Origin of the sequence: Rhodopirellula sp. MGV (genome assembly GCF_002251265.1) — a bacterium.
GTDB classification, from domain to species: domain Bacteria; phylum Planctomycetota; class Planctomycetia; order Pirellulales; family Pirellulaceae; genus Stieleria; species Stieleria baltica_A.
Window position 1 is genome coordinate 86,951 of sequence record NZ_NPDI01000028.1, and the last position, 17,109, is coordinate 104,059.

The 17,109-nt window shown below is 55.5% G+C and carries 12 protein-coding genes and 1 tRNA gene; 6 read left to right on the plus strand and 7 right to left on the minus strand.

Annotation, left to right across the window (positions count from 1 at the left end; all coding sequences use genetic code 11):
* Positions 1 to 26: 26 nt before the first annotated feature.
* From CGZ80_RS09470 to CGZ80_RS09485, 4 genes are all read left to right on the plus strand, one after another.
* Positions 27 to 1,052 (plus strand): ROK family protein, encoded by a 1,026-nt coding sequence (locus CGZ80_RS09470; protein WP_103296429.1) that lies wholly within the window; start codon positions 27 to 29, stop codon positions 1,050 to 1,052.
* Complete coding sequence (locus CGZ80_RS09475) at positions 1,049 to 2,980, plus strand: glucosamine-6-phosphate deaminase (RefSeq protein ID WP_094413688.1); 1,932 nt, start codon at positions 1,049 to 1,051, stop codon at positions 2,978 to 2,980. The genes CGZ80_RS09470 and CGZ80_RS09475 overlap by 4 nt, the downstream gene beginning before the upstream one ends.
* Positions 2,977 to 3,657, plus strand: a complete 681-nt coding sequence (locus CGZ80_RS09480) for a tRNA (adenine(22)-N(1))-methyltransferase (RefSeq protein WP_158222633.1) — start codon at positions 2,977 to 2,979, stop codon at positions 3,655 to 3,657. The genes CGZ80_RS09475 and CGZ80_RS09480 overlap by 4 nt, the downstream gene beginning before the upstream one ends.
* A 79-nt stretch (positions 3,658 to 3,736) precedes the next feature.
* Positions 3,737 to 5,434 carry a hypothetical protein gene (locus CGZ80_RS09485; protein WP_198953662.1) on the plus strand — a complete coding sequence of 566 codons (1,698 nt, stop codon included), beginning with the start codon at positions 3,737 to 3,739 and terminating at the stop codon, positions 5,432 to 5,434.
* A 216-nt stretch (positions 5,435 to 5,650) separates the two neighbouring features.
* Here the strand turns inward: CGZ80_RS09485 and CGZ80_RS09495 are convergent, their stop codons facing one another.
* The 7 genes from CGZ80_RS09495 to CGZ80_RS09525 all read right to left on the minus strand — a co-directional run bounded on the left by CGZ80_RS09495 (position 5,651) and on the right by CGZ80_RS09525 (position 16,339).
* Positions 5,651 to 7,498 carry a hypothetical protein gene (locus CGZ80_RS09495; protein ID WP_143543828.1) on the minus strand — a complete coding sequence of 616 codons (1,848 nt, stop codon included), beginning with the start codon at positions 7,496 to 7,498 and terminating at the stop codon, positions 5,651 to 5,653.
* A 14-nt stretch (positions 7,499 to 7,512) separates the two neighbouring features.
* Positions 7,513 to 9,873, minus strand: coding sequence for an ABC transporter substrate-binding protein (locus tag CGZ80_RS09500; protein ID WP_094413696.1), 2,361 nt, complete (start codon positions 9,871 to 9,873; stop codon positions 7,513 to 7,515).
* Entirely contained in the window at positions 9,873 to 13,241 is a 3,369-nt protein-coding gene (locus CGZ80_RS09505; RefSeq protein WP_094413697.1) for a PQQ-binding-like beta-propeller repeat protein, read from the minus strand. Before CGZ80_RS09505 ends, CGZ80_RS09500 begins: the two co-directional genes overlap by 1 nt.
* An 80-nt stretch (positions 13,242 to 13,321) precedes the next feature.
* The gene (locus CGZ80_RS09510; RefSeq protein WP_094413699.1) at positions 13,322 to 14,050 is read right to left on the minus strand and encodes a biopolymer transporter ExbD; all 729 of its coding nucleotides are present in this window, start codon (positions 14,048 to 14,050) and stop codon (positions 13,322 to 13,324) included.
* Positions 14,051 to 14,174: 124 nt separating this feature from the next.
* Entirely contained in the window at positions 14,175 to 14,657 is a 483-nt protein-coding gene (locus CGZ80_RS09515; protein ID WP_094413701.1) for an ExbD/TolR family protein, read from the minus strand.
* A 3-nt stretch (positions 14,658 to 14,660) separates the two neighbouring features.
* Positions 14,661 to 15,314: a MotA/TolQ/ExbB proton channel family protein gene (locus CGZ80_RS09520; protein ID WP_094413703.1), complete on the minus strand. Its 654-nt coding sequence runs from the start codon at positions 15,312 to 15,314 to the stop codon at positions 14,661 to 14,663.
* A gap of 95 nt (positions 15,315 to 15,409) precedes the next feature.
* Entirely contained in the window at positions 15,410 to 16,339 is a 930-nt protein-coding gene (locus tag CGZ80_RS09525) for a hypothetical protein (protein ID WP_094413705.1), read from the minus strand.
* 291 nt (positions 16,340 to 16,630) lie between these two features.
* On the opposite strand from CGZ80_RS09525, the gene CGZ80_RS09530 reads away from it, so the two are divergent.
* Together CGZ80_RS09530 and CGZ80_RS09535 are read left to right on the plus strand one after the other, a co-directional pair.
* Positions 16,631 to 16,703, plus strand: a tRNA-Phe gene (locus CGZ80_RS09530).
* 12 nt (positions 16,704 to 16,715) lie between these two features.
* A complete protein-coding gene (locus CGZ80_RS09535) occupies positions 16,716 to 17,051 on the plus strand; it encodes a hypothetical protein (RefSeq protein ID WP_233148332.1) in 336 nt (111 codons plus the stop codon).
* The last annotated feature ends 58 nt before the right edge of the window (positions 17,052 to 17,109 follow it).

Sequence of the window (17,109 nt, forward strand, 5' to 3'; positions counted from 1 at the left end):
CATTACCTTTTCTGAATGCAGGCGACGTGAGTATTCAACCGAGTTCCATCATCGAGAAGCCGTGCTGTGATACCGATCCGGTTGTGATGGGGATCGATTTGGGTGGCACGAGCGTCAAGCTGGGTTTGTTGCGTGGTGACCAGGTGCTCGCACGTGGATCGATCCGCACCAGCGATTACGACCAGCCGGCGGATGCGTTTGTCGCCGCCCGAGGATTCGCCGAACAGAGCCTGGACCAACTGGGTTTGTCCTTTGACCATCTGCACGCCGTTGGATTGGCGATGGCAGGGGTAATCGACGAAGCGACAGCGACGCTGATGGAAACGGCCAACTTGCGTTCCTGGCATGGCATTGGCTTCTATCGGGAGCTGCGACGCGTGTTCGAACGGCCCGTCGCGGTGATCAATGATGCCAACGCGGCGGCGCTTGGTGAATCGTTTTACGGTGACCATCGTGCCGACAGCTTGACGTTTCTGACGCTGGGCACCGGTGTCGGTGGTGGAGTGATCGTTGCCGGCAGACCGATCAACGGTGTGCACGGATGCGGCGGCGAGATCGGCCACGTCACGATCAATTATGGCGACGACGCTCGTGTGTGTGGCTGCGGCAAGCCCGGTCACTTGGAAGCGTATGCCGGCGCGGCGGGCATCGTACAAACGGCGGTGGAGATGGTTGAATCGGGTGTTGATGATGCAAACGATTCGATATTGAACAGCGTGGATGAATTGACACCCGAAGTGATCGCGGATGCTGCCGAACAAGGCGACACGATCGCGCTGCGGGTCGTCGGACAGACGGCGGTTTACTTGGGACGTGCGATCGCGATCTTGTCCCATGTCGCAGATCCAGACGTCGTGTTGCTTGGCGGTGCGGTAACCTTTGGCGGCAATGCCACCTCCACCGGACGTCACTTTCTCAATACCATTCGAAGCGAGACTGTTCGTTTGTCGCTCCAGCAGATCGGCTCGGCTATCGAGATCGATTTTGCCACGTTGGGGAATGATGCCGGCATGCTTGGGGCGGCCCGACATGCGACGTTGGTCTCTCTATGAAAACATTTAGTAAACGGAAACACGCGGGCAATTTTGTGACGCCTCCGACATCGATCCCCTATCGGGTCTTTCCCGAAGCTCGTGATGCGAGCGAAGCGGCCGCACTCGAAATCGCAACCTTGGTACGAAGTCGCGCCGCCGAAGGACGCACCTGCGTGTTGGGACTGGCGACCGGATCGACCGTCGTCAACGTGTATTCGGCGCTGGTCCGTATGCATCAAGAGCAGGGCTTGTCGTTTGCAAACGTCGCGGTGTGCGTGCTGGACGAATTTTTGCCGATGTCGGCCGAAAGTCTGCAAAGCCATGTGCGTTTCATCAACGAGCATTTGCTCGATCATGTTGACGTTCCAAAAGACCGCACCTTCATCCCCGACGGGACGACCGAGCAGGAGCAACTGGCCGAATATTGTGTCCGGTTTGAAAAACGTATCGAAAAGCTTGGCGGCATCGACATGCTGTTGCTTGGCATCGGACGCACCGGACACATCGGTTTCAATGAGCCGGGTTCCGGGACCGATTCGCGAACAAGGCCAATCACGCTGGACGCGATCACGCGAATCGACGCGGCCAGTAATTTCTTTGGTGTCGAAAACGTTCCACGTCGCGCCATCACGATGGGGGTTGGGACGATCCTAGACGCCAGACGGATCATTCTGCTTGCGTTTGGCGAAGGCAAGGCGTCGATCGTCGCCCGCGCAGTCGAGGGTGAAGTTGCGGCGCGAGTCCCCGCAACGTTTTTGCAGCAGCATGACGATGTCGAGTTCTTTCTCGATAGCGCCGCGGCAGCAAACCTGGAACAGTTCCGAGCGCCGTGGCTTGTCGATGAAGTCCACTGGGATGACAAGCTGGTACGTCGAGCTGTGATTGCCTTGTCCCAATCGATCGAAAAGCCGGTCCTCATGTTGACCGACACCGATTACAACAACAACGGCTTGCAAAGTTTGCTCGCCGAGTATGGATCGGCGTACGAAATCAACTTGAGTGTGTTTCGGTACCTACAGAACACGATTACCGGTTGGCCCGCCGGAAAACCCAATCAACCCAATACCGTGTTTCCGAAACGGGTGATTCTGTTTTCGCCGCATCCAGACGATGACGTGATCTCGATGGGCGGCACACTAACGCGAATGGCTGACCAAGGTCACGAAGTCCATGTTGCTTACCAAACGTCAGGCAACTTAGCGGTCTTCGATGGTGACGCACTGCGGTTTGCCGAATTCGTCGTCGATTTTTGTGAGCAGTACGACATTTTGACGGAGCCTTGTCGGCAATTGACGTCCAAGATGATCGACGCCCTGCAGAACAAACAGTCTGGCAGTATCGATATCAGTGAAGTTCAGCAATTGAAAGGCCTGATCCGCCGAGGCGAAGCCGCAGCCGGGGCTCGTGTTTGTGGCGTGCGTGACGAACGATTGCACTACTTGAATTTGCCGTTCTATGAAACCGGCAAGGTGCGGAAAAATCCGTTCGGTCGAGAAGACATCCAAATCACCGTCGACTTGCTGCGCTCGATTAAACCACATCAAATTTATGCCGCCGGCGACTTAAGCGATCCACACGGAACGCACCGTGTTTGTATCGATATTATCTTTGCCGCTTGCGAAGTTTGCCGTCACGACGATTGGTTCCAGTCCACGGTGATTTGGTTGTACCGCGGTGCGTGGCAAGAATGGGCACCCCATGAAATCGAAATGGCGGTCCCACTGAGCCCACAAGAAGTCGATCGAAAACGCGACGCGATATTCAAACACGAATCGCAAAAAGACCGGGCGTTGTTTCCCGGTTCCGATGCCAGAGAGTTCTGGCAGCGTGCGGAGGCCCGAAACGCCTTGACCGCAAACATCTATGACCGACTGGGATTGGCCCAGTATCAAGCCATCGAAGGATTTGTGCGTTGGAAAGGTTTCCAGCAAGACGGCGATTCGTGAACTCGTTGGGGCGACGGCTCGCCGCAGTGGCAGAGTTGATTCCGTACGGTGTGCATGTCGATATCGGTTCGGATCATGCGTACTTGCTGCGCTGGTTGCTGCGAACGGAATCCATCGAACGCGGAATCGCGATTGAAAAAACGCCCCCGCCGTACGAAAACAGTCGCAGGACATTGGCTGGTTTAAATGCCGAGGTTCGATTGGCTGACGGGTTCGAAGGACTTGTCCAAGGCGAAGCGAACAGCGTCAGCCTTTGTGGAATGGGCGGACGTCTGGTGACCAATTTGCTGGAGGCCTATCCCGAACGAGTTCCGTGTTGTGTGATCGTTGCCGCGAATGACCACACCGACTCCGTCCGCCGTTGGGCAATTCGATCGGGATATCAATTGGTCGACGAGGCATTTGTGATGGATCGTCATCCGTACATGATGATGCGATTCGATAGGTATCATGATGCCGATGCGGCAAGCGGATGTGTCGATCCGGCGTATGCTCAGATCGACCAAGACGTGGCACTGCACTTTGGGCCACTTCTGATTCGCAAGCGTGATCCCGAGTTCGTCGACTACCTGCACCGCGACCTTCGCCGTCTGTCGGAATTGCCAAAGCTGACCGCTGAATCAGCGAAACGATTGGAAATGTTGGAATCGTTGATCGATCCGAACGAGCAATCGTGAACGCCGCTTGAAGACTTGTTATCGTCAATTGATTGGCGAAACGAATTGATGTCTTCGTTCTATTCTTTGAGGCGTCGCAATGAAAAAATGGCCCGTTGCTTTTCTGTTCTCGGTGGTTCTCTCTGCCAGCAGTGGATTCTCGCAAGACATTCCATTGGTCTATCAAGTTGAAAACACAGGTGATGAATTTTCCAAGCCGGTACTGCCAACGTTCAACGACTTGCCGGTTCATCGACCACTGACGGACCCATTTCAATGGTCTGGTACCAACGAGCGATCGACAGCATTCACCGATTGGAGTCGCCGACGTAGCGAGATTAAAGCAGAAATCGAACACTACGGGATTGGTGAAAAACCGTCACGTCCGGAGGAAATCAAGGCACGTTTCGAAGACGGCGTATTGACGGTCGAAGTAACCGTCAATGAACAGACATTGACGCTTACTTCCAAAATTGTGCTGCCGTCCGGCGATGGTCCTTTCCCCGCAGTCATTGGGATCGGAAGGGGAAGTGGAAGCCTGCCGACGGATATTTTTGCAGACCGTGACATCGCACAGATCCCGTTCAATTTCGGTCAGGTGATGTCGCATACGCAGACTCGTGGAAAAGAGCCGATTAATCGTTTGTATCCGGATCAGGTCTCGATGGGCGCGTATTGCGCCTGGTCTTGGGGTGTCAGTCGTTTGATTGACGGATTGGAACTTGTCAAAGATGATTTACCGATCGACTTGAAGCACCTGGGCATTACCGGGTGTTCGTTTGCCGGAAAGATGGCTTTGTTTGCTGGGGCATTGGACGAACGGATCGCGTTGACCATCGCACAGGAATCTGGCGGTGGTGGGGCGGCGGCTTGGCGCGTATCGGAAACACTGGGCAATGTTGAAACGCTCGGAAAGACGAGTCGTGCATGGTTCCGCGAGGACATGTTTCAATTCGCGCGGCGTGTGACCAAGTTGCCCTACGACCATCACGAATTGATGGCGATGGTCGCTCCACGCGCGCTGCTGGTGCTCGGCAATCCGGATTACGAGTGGTTGGCAGACGAGTCGGGTTATGTCTCTTGTCGAGCAGCCCACGAAGTCTGGCGGGCATTTGGGATCGGAGATCGTTTCGGTTTTTCGATTGTCGGTGGTCATCCGCATTGCCGATTGCCCGATAGCCAACGCCCTGAGGTGGAAGCCTTCGTGGACCGATTTTTGCTTGGCATGGAGGAAACGGAAACCGATTTCACCAAGCATCCATTTCCCAACGTCGAGTACGTTCACTGGTATGACGGTTGGTTAACTGGAAAGTCGACGTATCCTGAACCCGATATTTCCCAAGTCGAATCGCAATCGTTTGAGGTCGAGTGCCTAGTGGCTACTACACCTTGGGAGCTTCTTGACGACAAAGACGCTTCTGGCGGCAAAGCGATCGTGGTTGCGGCAGGTGACAATCAGTTGCAGGCACCTCAACGCGATAGCGACGGGCAAATTCAACTAACGTTCAAGGTAACGCAAAGCAGCAAGTACTACGTCTTTGCACGCGTCGATTGTCCCAGTGCCGACGATGACTCGTTTTGGGTGAGCGTTGATGGTTCCACCTACGCTGCGGCGAACGGCTTGCAAACGGTCGGTTGGCAGTGGGTGCAACTTGCCAATGCGGCATTACGACCAGGTGAGCACACGTTGACGCTTGCGCATCGGGAGAACGGTGCAAAGATTGACAAGATTGCGGTGACCAATGACCCGTTGGGCCCCGAAGGCTTGGGCGACGACGCGATCAATCAGTGTGACTGATTTGGGTCAGGTCTCGAATTCGACTCGTCGATCGGCGAATCGAATTCGTCTATCGAAGGCTTTGTTTCGGCACCAATTTTCATCAAGCGTTGGTGCCGTTGTCGCCGCCGCGTTTTCTCGCGTTTCTCTTGGCTGCGAACCCAAGGGTAAACGATGCACAAGATAAAAGCGGCGAGCAACAAGAATGGAAGCACAGCAATCGATTCCTACTTGTCTCTACTCCGCGGCGTCCGTTTCGGGCGCCGGGGGTAGCTTGCCGCCGTTGTTGCGTGCGGCGGTGAGATCCGATTCCAATTCACGAATGATGGTCGGGTTGATTTGCTTGCCCAGCATTTCACGCGTTTCCTTGAACATCAAGTCAACTTTGCGACGCTGGTTCGCATTTCGGTTCCCAATCTCTTTCAAGTACTGACCTTGTTTCCGGCCCATGTCGTTGGCGAGTTCTTCGTTCGTAGGACGGTCACGAAGGTCGGTAAGCATCTTTTCGGCTTCTTCGAGTTCTCCGTTTCGAAGCCGCATCCGGATTCGCGCCGCGAACAGTTTTCGAATCGCAACTAAGTCGATGATCGCGTTCTGTACGCCACGGATGTAAGCCTCCGCTTGCAAGCGAATGTCATCACCGGTTAGGTCAGCAGTTTCCAGCGGCGTGTTGCCAGGGACGAGCGGGAGACGTGCGAGGACGGCACCCCCGTTTTTCACATACAGCAATCGCAGCGGATCATCGGTGTGGGGAATGACCAGTCGACCGTTCCAATCGGTCCGTCCGACGAAAGTCATTGATTTGCCCTGCAGTTCTCGCTGGTAGAGTTCGTAGCCGATCAGTGGCTGCTCTGGATCTCCCTTGGCATGCAAACGCAGGGTTGTGCTCGGCAATTGTGGCTTCAGTAATCGGGCCATTTTGAACGTGCGTTTGTTCGCGCGACCTGACAATCCGCCAGCCATGCCGGAATAAAAATCCATTTTGACGTTGGGACCATCTCGTTCTGTGGCGAGCAAGTAGGCCCACTCGATCGGCCCGATAGCGATCGGTTTTCCGTTGCGGTCGTTCTTGCGAATCATTGGCTGTAGGACGTCGCCAACAGAAATATCCGCAGGCGAATCGCTGCTGGTAATCAGACGCGATGCGCGAATCATTGCTGTGGCTGATTGGGTGCCGGCGTTATCGATACGAACCATCGGCGAAAAGCTTTCTGTGACGGTGTAGGCGATCACGCCAGGCAGGTCGACCGAGGTCAAGTAAGGTGCGCTCACGACGGGGCCAAACGAACGCATCAAGGTTTCCATCTCGACAGACGAAACGGTCGTGATGCCTTCTTCGTCAGCGATTCGGACGATGAAGATCTTGTCGTATTGGTCAACCGCTTTGGTGATCAGGTCGTTGATCGGCAAAGAAAGCATTTTTGCTTTTGGCTTATCAAGTAGCGTCGCCCTGCCGCGACTGACCAGCATCGCTTCGGTGTTCGGATCCGCCCAGCGTTCGACCAGACGCTCGGGATCGGTTTCGACCGGTGTCAGCAACGAGTCTGTCCCGCCAAGTGTGATGTCGCCACCCTCAGCGGCTCGTTTCTTGACCAAGTTCATTAGGCCTTCGGTGGCCAGAATCGACGAAACGTAGCTGCGCAAGCTGGCGACGGACTGAATCCGTACGGCGTCTTTGTGGTCACGCTTCACGGCGATGACAGGATCGGATGATGCGATCGAGTCATAGGTCATTTCGTCCATCGAACGAAACGCGGCCGTGGAGACCGGTGTTGGCGCATCGGCAACGTCGGTTTGCCAGATCGAAAAGAAATCGCGATCGAGGTGTTCGAGCAACGGTTCACGTAGCGAATCGGCGTTGTACCGCGTGTCGCGTGAAGCGACCCAGATCAGGACCTTATAGGGCGAGTAATCCCAAGGCAGTTCTTCCTTCAGGAACCCGGATTCATCCTCGCCGCCTTCGCCCGTTTCGTCCGATAGGATTTCTTCGGTGTCGTCTTGTGCGACCGTTTCCAGCGTTGGCATCACAAGTGCAAACGCTAACGCGGCAATTGGTGTCAGCCATACGAACTTGCTTCGGCCCATCAAATTGTTACCGATCAATGTTCCAGCCTCCAATTGCCAGCGTTTTGGTAGAGAGAAACGATTCGGTTGCCCATACCGGTCAGCGACCTGCGATACGCAAACGATTCGACCATTTGCCAAAGCGGCAGCACGGGAAGCTCGTGATGAGAGATCGCGTGCAAGTCGAGCAAGCGATCACGGACGTCTTTCCAGTTGAGTGCTTCTTCCAGGCGTCGTAGGCCCAGTCCGACGAGTTGGTCTTCGCTTTTGGCAAGACCGTTTGGGCCGAGCAATCGACGCGCGTCAATGATCGGCTCCCAGATCGCGGCAGAGGTGTAAACCAAGTCCGCGGTGTCCGGTGCCGGATATGTTTCGCCGATTGGCAGTTGCACGAGTTCCACTTCGAGACCGATCAATTGCCATTGGCTCTTGATCGCTTCGCAGGCGACACGTGAAAGGTTGTCGGCGGGGAACGCCAAGCGAATCTTTTCCAGCGTCGGCGGCGGTTCTTTCTTGCGTTCCGCCTCGGCAGCTTTCAGGTTGATGCTCAACTGTTTAAGAAGTTTCGCCAAGCTGGGTTCAAACGGACGAGGCAGAATGCTGGCGTCGTACGCATATCCCAACGGGTCTTCTTGGCTGAGCCCGGCGGGGAACGGTCCACTGAGGACACGGCAACCGTCGAAGCGTTTGTTCTCGAGCAACTCGCCGTTCAAAATGTCATCGCGGTTGATCCCGTAGAGCAACGCGCGTCGGAAGTTTTTGTCTTGAATAAAGGCGTGGTCCGAGCACGGCACCAGCATGTGGATCGTCGGCAAAGGATATTCGACGACTTTGATTTCGCGGCGTTGTTTTAGCGCGATCGCGTCGGCCGGGAACAACTGGTCCAATACGTCGACTTCGCCAGAAAGCAATTTGGAAACCGCGTCACTTCCGGATTGGCAACGAACCTCAACGATTTCGCGAGGTTTGGATTCATCGCTGCTTCCACGTCGCGCCTCGTCGGTCAACATGAATCGCGTTTCATTATCGTCGAGCGACTCGACGAAGTAGTCGCCGGTCGGGCCACCGACTTCACCACCAAACCAGCTCGCATCGACGTTCAGTTGCAACAAACAGGTCGGCAACACGTGGGGGCGTCGCAGCAAACAGCGGACGCGTTGCGGGCCATCGATACCGATTCCAACGACGGAGGCCGCCCAAGGCGAAAAGTACGTGTCAGAATCGGGAAGGGCACGCTGGGCAATACGGTCCGCCAGCACATCGACTTCGATGCGGTTCAATGGCGACGGCAGTTTGTCTGTTTCGAGCTGCAGTTCCAGTTCCGTGCGATCTGGATTCGTTTCCGTATCGCCAAATAGAAAGTCATACTCACCGCCTTCAGGGGCGGCGCCTTGGATTTCGAAAAGGTTGCGATAAAGCAGACGTCCAGTACGGCGGGCGGCCCAGTTATCGAGACGGACCGGATCATAAACACGCGCCGCTTGGAGCACGCCGACGGTGATCAAGGGATAGATCTCGTCGATCTTCTTGACCAGTTCGACTCCGTTTTCGATGTCTGGTTTTAGGTACAGACTCTCGCGTGCGAGTCGACGTGCGGTGCGGTAGTCTTTGGCGCGCACGGCGGCGATGGCTTCCGTGCGTTTTTCGAGTGCCATCTTAAGGAACTCGTCGTCCCATTTCGTGATCGCGTCCAAACTGTAGTCGGCGTAGTCGCTTTTCAACCGTGCGAGTAACTGCTGAGCGCCATCGAGTTCGCCTTCCTCGACCATCGAGTCCATCAATCCGTTGGTAATGCCACTGATTGCTTTTAGGACGTTGGACTGTTTGAACCGCGAGTCATAGCGATGCAATTCTTCGAGCATTGCCAACGATTCGGCACGCTGATCACCGCGGGCACGTTGAATCGCATTCCGCCACAGAAAATCACATCGGAGTTCCTTCAAGCCTGGTCGTCGCGGGTAATCACGGATCAGAATCGACAGAAACGGATAAGCACCAACAAAGTCTTCTCGCGCGATGCGTTCGGCGACTTCGCGTTCAAGTCGCGTTTCCCAAAAATCGATGCGATCAATGTCTTTCCACTTGGCGATGAACTCATCGGATTCGATCCCCAGGATTTGAAATCGCAGCGTTCCTTTCTGGGCGGCCACCGAAGGCATTTCACGAAAGGTCATCAATCGGGTTTTCGCCCAACCGCCGCCGGCTTCTGGGGTGAAATAGATGATGTCGTGCGGACTTTCTTGCAGCAGGCCAAGCCCGGGATCTTCAGGAGCACCGGATTCGGCGTAAGTCAGCAATTGTGCTGATGCCGTCTTGGTGAATCCCATCCCGATGGCGAACCCGGCGAATGCCAGCGTTAGCGCTGTGATACGAACGGATAGTTTGAAACGACTCATCAATTGACTCCCCCGTTGGGAATATCAATTACATAAACCACACCTTCGGCACCGGGGACAAGCAATCGTTGGCCGAGTGCCAACGGCGTTGCCGAGAACGGTTGCCGTAATTCGGTGATCCCTTGCAACTGACCAGATGCTTGATCGATGGAAACGACCCACCCGGAGTCGGCCGCCAATATCATTTGCCCTTCATGAATCAAAGGCTCGCCGACAGGGATGCCTTTGGGGACGGAGACACTGAACGTCGGTTGGCCTTCGATGGAAATGCCGTGCAACGTATGGTCGTCAGTCATCACGATGGCTTGATCACCGGCAGCAACTGGCCCCCAGATCACGCGTCCTTCGAGTGATAGTTGAAACTTTTCTTGAAGCGAGTTGATGTCACGGCCTTGGATCATATCCGATGCCGGGCCGGCGATCGCCAAAATCACGCTGCCGTTAATCCCGGCGATGGTTCCCAGCGGTTCGCTGGGCAATTGGATGTCGGTAAGCTTTGTGATTCGGTCGCCTACACGCACGCGGTACAAGCCTTTGCGGCTATCGGCGACAACGATTTGTGTCGGGTCGTCTTTCAGGGCGATGCTGTTGGTCCATTTGACTTGATCACCCGGTGTGCTGAAGGGTTGGAATGGGCTGCCGATTTGTGATCCGGTCAGATAGTCCATGTAAACGCCACGGCCGTTATCGAGCGTCAGGAAGACGCCTTTGCCGACAGCGATTCCTGATCCGTTGGGGTGTCCGGATAACAGATTCAGACTGACCAAGCGAATCTTCTCCTGCGGCCGTGTGGGGTCATAAACGATGACCCGCTTGCCACCGTCACTGGTCGCCTTGTTGAGCAATACGCTGCGTTGATCGTCGATCGGCAATGGGTTTTCGAATCGCATGATCACGCCCGAACCGCCGACGTTTTCGATCGGGTTGCGTGTCGCACCACTTTCGATTGCCGAGCGATCCAGTTCGAACAATGCCGCTTGCGTGGTCATCGCATGAATGCCGGTTTCGGCACGCCGCAGCATTGCGACTGGGGCGCCAATATCGTTTCGCCAGAATTCGTCACCGGTCTTGGGGTCAACAGCGGACACTCGGACTCCGGAGGTACCACGAAGCTGTCGGGCATGGACGAGCGCGTCGCCGATGATCAACGGCTGTCCGAAGAACTTGTCACCGGAGTCTTTCGTCCAGTCCGAGATCACGCGACCGCGGTTGACTTGCAATTCATAGCGTCCGATTCGGTCACCCGTCGTCCACATTTGGCTCCGTCCGACAGCCATCTGTGTCAGAGTCGGATGGCTGAACGAAGCGGGCAGCTTGGCAACGACCGAGACCTTGTCGGTTTCGATGCTTGGTTCGACATCAAGGACAGCGATCTCACCCAAGTCGGTCAGGACCACCATGCGGCGTTGGTCGACGACGATTGGTGCGACCATCACGTTGCCACGCAATCGGAAAGGGGTTTGTGCTTGGTGAATCCCGGTTCCGTTTTCGTTGACCCCGAGTACGTGTACCAGGCAGTAATCCGAGCCTTTGTTCTCGACCACAAAGAGATGGCCGAGCAACGGCTGCGGGGGCACTAGAATCGTGCCTTGGGCGTGACCGAGGTAATAGCTTTCGACACTCTCGCCATTGTTCCGGCGTAGTACATAAAGGTTGCTGTGATCACCGGGCAGATACATCACCGAATTGCGATCGTCGATGCCGGGACCGGTTTCAAGGATCTGCGGAATCGACTCGGCCCACTTCGCATCGCCGGTTGTCGCGTCGACGGAAATCAGTCGGCCGCTCTTGGTGGCGATAAAGACGTCATCGCGTTCAACCACCGGCTGATTGAATTCCTCGCCGATTTGCAATCGCCAGTCGATTTTACCTGACCGTCCGTCACAACGGTTGATTGCCAACGCCGCCGATTCACTCAGCAAGACGGCCTCGCCTTCGTCCAGCCGCGTCGGGCTGTGCGATAGTGAGTCACCGACATAGCGTCGCCACAGCAGGCTTCCGTCTTCGCCGTTGAATGCCAGGACACTGCCTTTAGCACGGAAGAACAGGACTTCATCGCGAAGGTCGATCGCACGATCACCCGAACGCGCGGTCAATACGATCGGTTTGATCTTCGATTCCGGTTCTGGGGCGATCAATTCAGGAAGCTTGGAACTGGATTCGACCAAGCCTTGTTGGATATCGCTCGCTTCTCGAATCAGCTTGACGAGTCGTTCATTGTCGGCGAGTTCTGGGAACGCACGTAGCAAGTCGAATCGCACGTCGTAGGCGGCCTTGGTGTTTTTTTGGCTCAGCAGCTCCGTCATCTCGGCGACCGCCGCGTCCAGTCGTTCGTTGCGAGTGATGTCGCGGACAACACGCTCGCGTTCTTCGCTGATTGCCTTCAAACGCCCGGACAAAGTGGTTCGCAAGACGCCGGTCATGTAGTTCGGATTTTCGGTCAGTTCCATCTGCCGATCGAGTGCTTCAAGTAGTTCTCGTTTTTCGCTGGTCTCCTGTTTGTCGGCCGCTTCGCCCGCGATGTTCTCAGCGATCTTGACCAACAAAGCGGCCAGGTTTCCGCGTTCTTCGTTCAGTCCTTCTTCGGGTTCAATCGGCGGCAGAATCTCCTTTGCCACTTGCGTCGCGTAGGTCGGGTCCGAGTTCCCTTCGGCACGGTACAGCTGCGTCATCGCGATCCGGGTGCGGGCTAACGAACTGTATTCGTTGGCTTCGCCGAAGGCGTCCAAAAAGTCGAGGTAGCTGTCTTGGGCGCCGGTGTAGTTTTGATTGTCGTACAGATCGTTGGCGATCTTGATGCGGTCGTCAGCGTCGCCACGTCGTAGCAGAAAGAACAGTGCCCCGCCGGAGATGATCAGGAAACCGATGATGCCAAGAAAACCATAGATTTTGAACGAGTCCCACTGGCTTTTCTCAGGCACCGGGCGACGGATGCGGCTGGACGAGGACCGTTCACGTGGAAAGTCGCCGCCGAGGACATCTTCGCTGCTCGCGGCGGAGGGAGTGCCAACCGGGGACGCATCGACGGCAACCGCTTCGGCTTCGATCGGTTCGGCGAAGACTTCGACGGGCTCGGCTTCGACTTCAATCGGCTCCACCTCGATCGCGTCCATGCCTTCGATCAGATCGTCTTCGACGACTTCGGCGGCAATGGCGGACTCATCGGGATAGTCGCTGCTGCGTAATTCGCCAATCAGTTTAGTGGCTTGAAATCGCGTCAACTGACCGTTGTCGACCAGCAACTTCGCAACCGCTTCCGGGGTGACGTTTGCGCCACCGGATTTTAACTGTTCGCGTAGGGCGTCAATGATTTCTTGATCGAGCAAACCGCGTCGTTCCAGCTGGTCGATCAGTTCGTTAGCAAGCATCGTTGTATGTCAAAGGAAAAGCGAAAAGTTCGGTTCGAAGATTGGTTGTGAAACGCTAGGGCAGAAATTCGAAGGCTGCGTCAATCGAATTCTTCTACCTGGGTCACTTGAGTTTCGGTGAAGCCGGCGATGGTGCCGGCGTCCATGGCGTCGACGAGGAATTGCAATTTGCACATCTCGTGGACTTTGATCACCAACCGCATCGGGCCACCGGTGTTGGCCCGCTTCAGCGTGCTGATCAAGTTCTGTTTCCCGGGCGTTTCTTCTTGCCAGTCGGCGGCCAAGACGAGGAATGACCCGTATTCGTCGACCTGCAATTCGATCGGCGTCAGGTCTTCTTCTTCTTGTTCGACAACGGTGGTACTGGGAGCGTCGGTTTGCTGACGCGGCATTTGAATGGATTTTTGCAAACTGAAGGCGGCCGTCACCATAAAGAAGATGAGCAACAAGAACGTCACATCGACCATGGGCGTCATGTCGAGTTCTTCTTCGTCGCGCGGTTTGCGTTTAAGGACTTCCTCGTCGTCGTCTTCATCCAGGTCGGCGAGGGCGACGTTCGCATCGGTCACCGGCACGGAGGCGATCGGCGTTGGTGTGGAGGGCACGCCGGATTGACCAGAGAGCGCTGCCGCGACCACGGGTTCGGCTTCGATCACGTCGACGTCAATCGCCTCAACCTCGATCGCGGCCTCGGGTTCCGGCACATGGACTGCGGTATCGCATTCGGGGCAGCGCACGCGTCGACCGGCCAACGAATCGTTGACCTTGTTGATGGCTCCACACTGCGGGCAGGTGACAGGAATCGACATAAGTTGAAGAGTGGTTTAGGACGGATCGAGTGTTGGCGGACAGCGTGCTGACAGACGGAGTGATTACAGGCACGCCGTGTATCGAGCAAATCTGGCTATTGCGGGCGCGGTTGACGACGAACGGTTACAACTCTTTGACGGCAATGTAAGTTGACGTGATATCCTCGAATGCGTCGCCGATGATCTTCTGCACGCGGGTCACTTCGCCAACTTTGACCTCGCCATCACCCATGATCATGACGTGGTTCTTTTCGCGTCCCATGGTGCTTTTTAGTTCCTTGCCGACGTATTCGACGATCTCTGCGGTTTGCAGTTCTTCGTCGGCACTAAATTCGCTGCCATCGATCCGTTTCAGGATCACTTTGTCTTTACCGGCGGCTTCGATAAAGACGACGGCAGAGTCCTTGGCGCTGATCGCGACACCGTTCTGGGCTTCAGGAATATCGCCCATTTGCGTCGGATCCATCTTGCTGCACACGACAAAGAAAATCAGCAACAGGAACGTGATGTCGATCATCGGTGTGATGTCCATTTCTTCGCTGTCACGGCTTTTCCGTGGCATTGCGAAGTCGTCATCACCGTCGTCGTCGATCATGTCATCAGCCATCGCTTACACCTGACCTCCGGTGCGAGCCAAACCCGTTTTGAATGCTTCGAAGAAGCGAGCCAAACCGGAGCCGACCAAGTCTTCCATTTTGGCAATCTTGATATTCAAGTTGGCAACCAGCAGCATCAGTGGGATCGCGATCGCCAAACCGCTGGCGGTCGTGATCAGTGCCAACTGGATGTCACCGGCAAGCTTGCTGGGTTCGACCGACGTCGCGGTTGCCAACGTTTGGAACGCACCCATCATCCCGAAAACCGTACCGAACAGTCCGATCATGGGAGCGCTCTTGATCACAGTGCTGATCCAGCTGAGGCGGTATTCCAAATCGCTAAGAACATCACGTTGGAAGCGATCCATCATCGCCCGGCGGGCACGTTTGTAGCCAAGTTGGCGATGGTTCACGGCGAGTTCGATCATCTGCGGGACCGCACGGGTGTCGCCGTCGCAGTATTCCAACGCGCCTTCGAAGTCGCCTTTGCTGAGCAGTTGCTCGATGTCGTCCATGAACTGGTCCTGTTCTTCTTCGGTCTTGAATCGTTTCTGACCGACGCGGTTCCATACGACCACGATGCAGTACAAGCCCCAAAGTGCGACGCCCGCGAGTGCGAAGTACGTCCCGTTGGCGATGATGCTAAACAAAGAGATCTCAGCGATCATTGAAGTCGGCTTCCTGAGGTAAACGAGAGAAGGTTGAGTTGTAGTGTGGTGGTTTGATGGATGTCGTCGATTGCCATGCGCCGATGCGAAGGCTGCTAGCGGCCAACGCGGTATCGTTGACTGACGATGCTAAAGGCAAACCCGTTGCCTTCGGCACTGCTTTCGAACACGGTTTTGGCGATGTCGTGTGGAAACTTCTTGCCCTTGCGTTCGCAGTATTCCTTTTCCATTTGAGCCAATCCATTTTCCAATTCGCTTGGAATGAATCGGATCACGTTCCGGCCGGAATAAGCAATGCCGGCTTCGCCAAGCAGTTGGCGGTCGAACTGCATCAGGGGGTTGGAGAGTTTCCACGAGAAGTACAGCCGTTCTTCGCTTTTGGGGTCTTGGTTGACAGACTTCTTCGGCGAGCTGGAAAGGTTCGATGCCATGTCGATGACGTTGGGACCACCGCCACCGAAGGCGGCAAGTTGGATGTTGTAGAAATCGAGCTGACGGGCGTAGTCCTTTTTACCTTTCGCATTAAACGTTAGCTCCCAGCGTTCCCAACGTCCGATGATGTCATCGCCTTCGCCTTCTGGTCCGGGGGGGCGACTGTCGCCTTTTCCGGTGCCCTGGGTCGATGCGGTCGCGTTGGTATTGGACGTTGTTAAGGAAGCGGCGACGCTACTGACCGCATCAGTGACCGCTTCGATCGTGTCGGCCAGCGTCGGTTCCATCAGGTCTTCGACTTCTTCAGCACCTGGCGGTTCGAAGTCGCGCTCGAAACCTTCGGGGTTCTCGCCCCGCCCTGGAGGGTTTTCGATGATTGGTTCAATCGCTTTCACTTTTGGCTCACCGCTTAACAGCCAAACGATGAACATCATCAAGACAAATGCACCGAGAAAAAGAATCAGCGCAAGGAACAGCGAGGTCACCGAATCAAATCGGCTGACCTTTAACTTGGCGCGCTCGTGCTGACGTTCGTCGCGAAGACGTTCCCTGGCGTCACCCGCCTCTTGTTGTGTTCCAACAATCGTCGTCATCGTTTACTCAATGGCCTCCAATCGGCATCGCAACGAAAAGTATTTCCGATACAAAATTCTTTCTCTGTTCGTGGTTCGCACAGCTTACGGTAGTCTGATCGGATCGGGCCAATCGAGCGACCCGAGATCGTGAAAACCGGGAAAATGATCATCCAAAACAAACCGCATGGGCCTCACGATCCAACCCCGCAAAATCAATTACTTTGCTCGGATCAAAAAAAGGAGCCGTGAACCAATTGACGAAGCACGGCATCATACCCTACGATCCTCGCAAATTCGAATGAACCAACTGGTCAGGTAGCTCAGTTGGTAGAGCACGGCCCTGAAAAGGCCGGTGTCGCCGGTTCGAGCCCGGCCCTGACCACTTCTCAGTTTCATGGTTCTTCGAATTTCTTCGCCCCTACGCTTTGGGGCCATGGTTCCTTCCGAACCATCGAAGTTTTTCCACGATTCCGGATTTGGATTCGCTGCGAAAAGACAGGCGGGCGCTTCGTTCTGGCTGCCCATCGTCATCCGGTTACGCAACACCGCCGTCCGCGCAGCAAGCAGCCTTTTTTCCGTTCTCGATGCGGCAAGCTTCATTGCCATGGTGGACGGAAAATGGAGGTTCAATGGAATGACCGGGGCTATCTGGCTGGGTCGGAAATTGGTGCTCGGCGTTGACGTGATACGAACAGCGAGACGCTCAATCAAGTTGGGCGATAGCCGCTAGCGGCAGCGAACCGGCGATGTTGAATCGACGATCGCAAAAACCTGGTCATCGGTCCGGT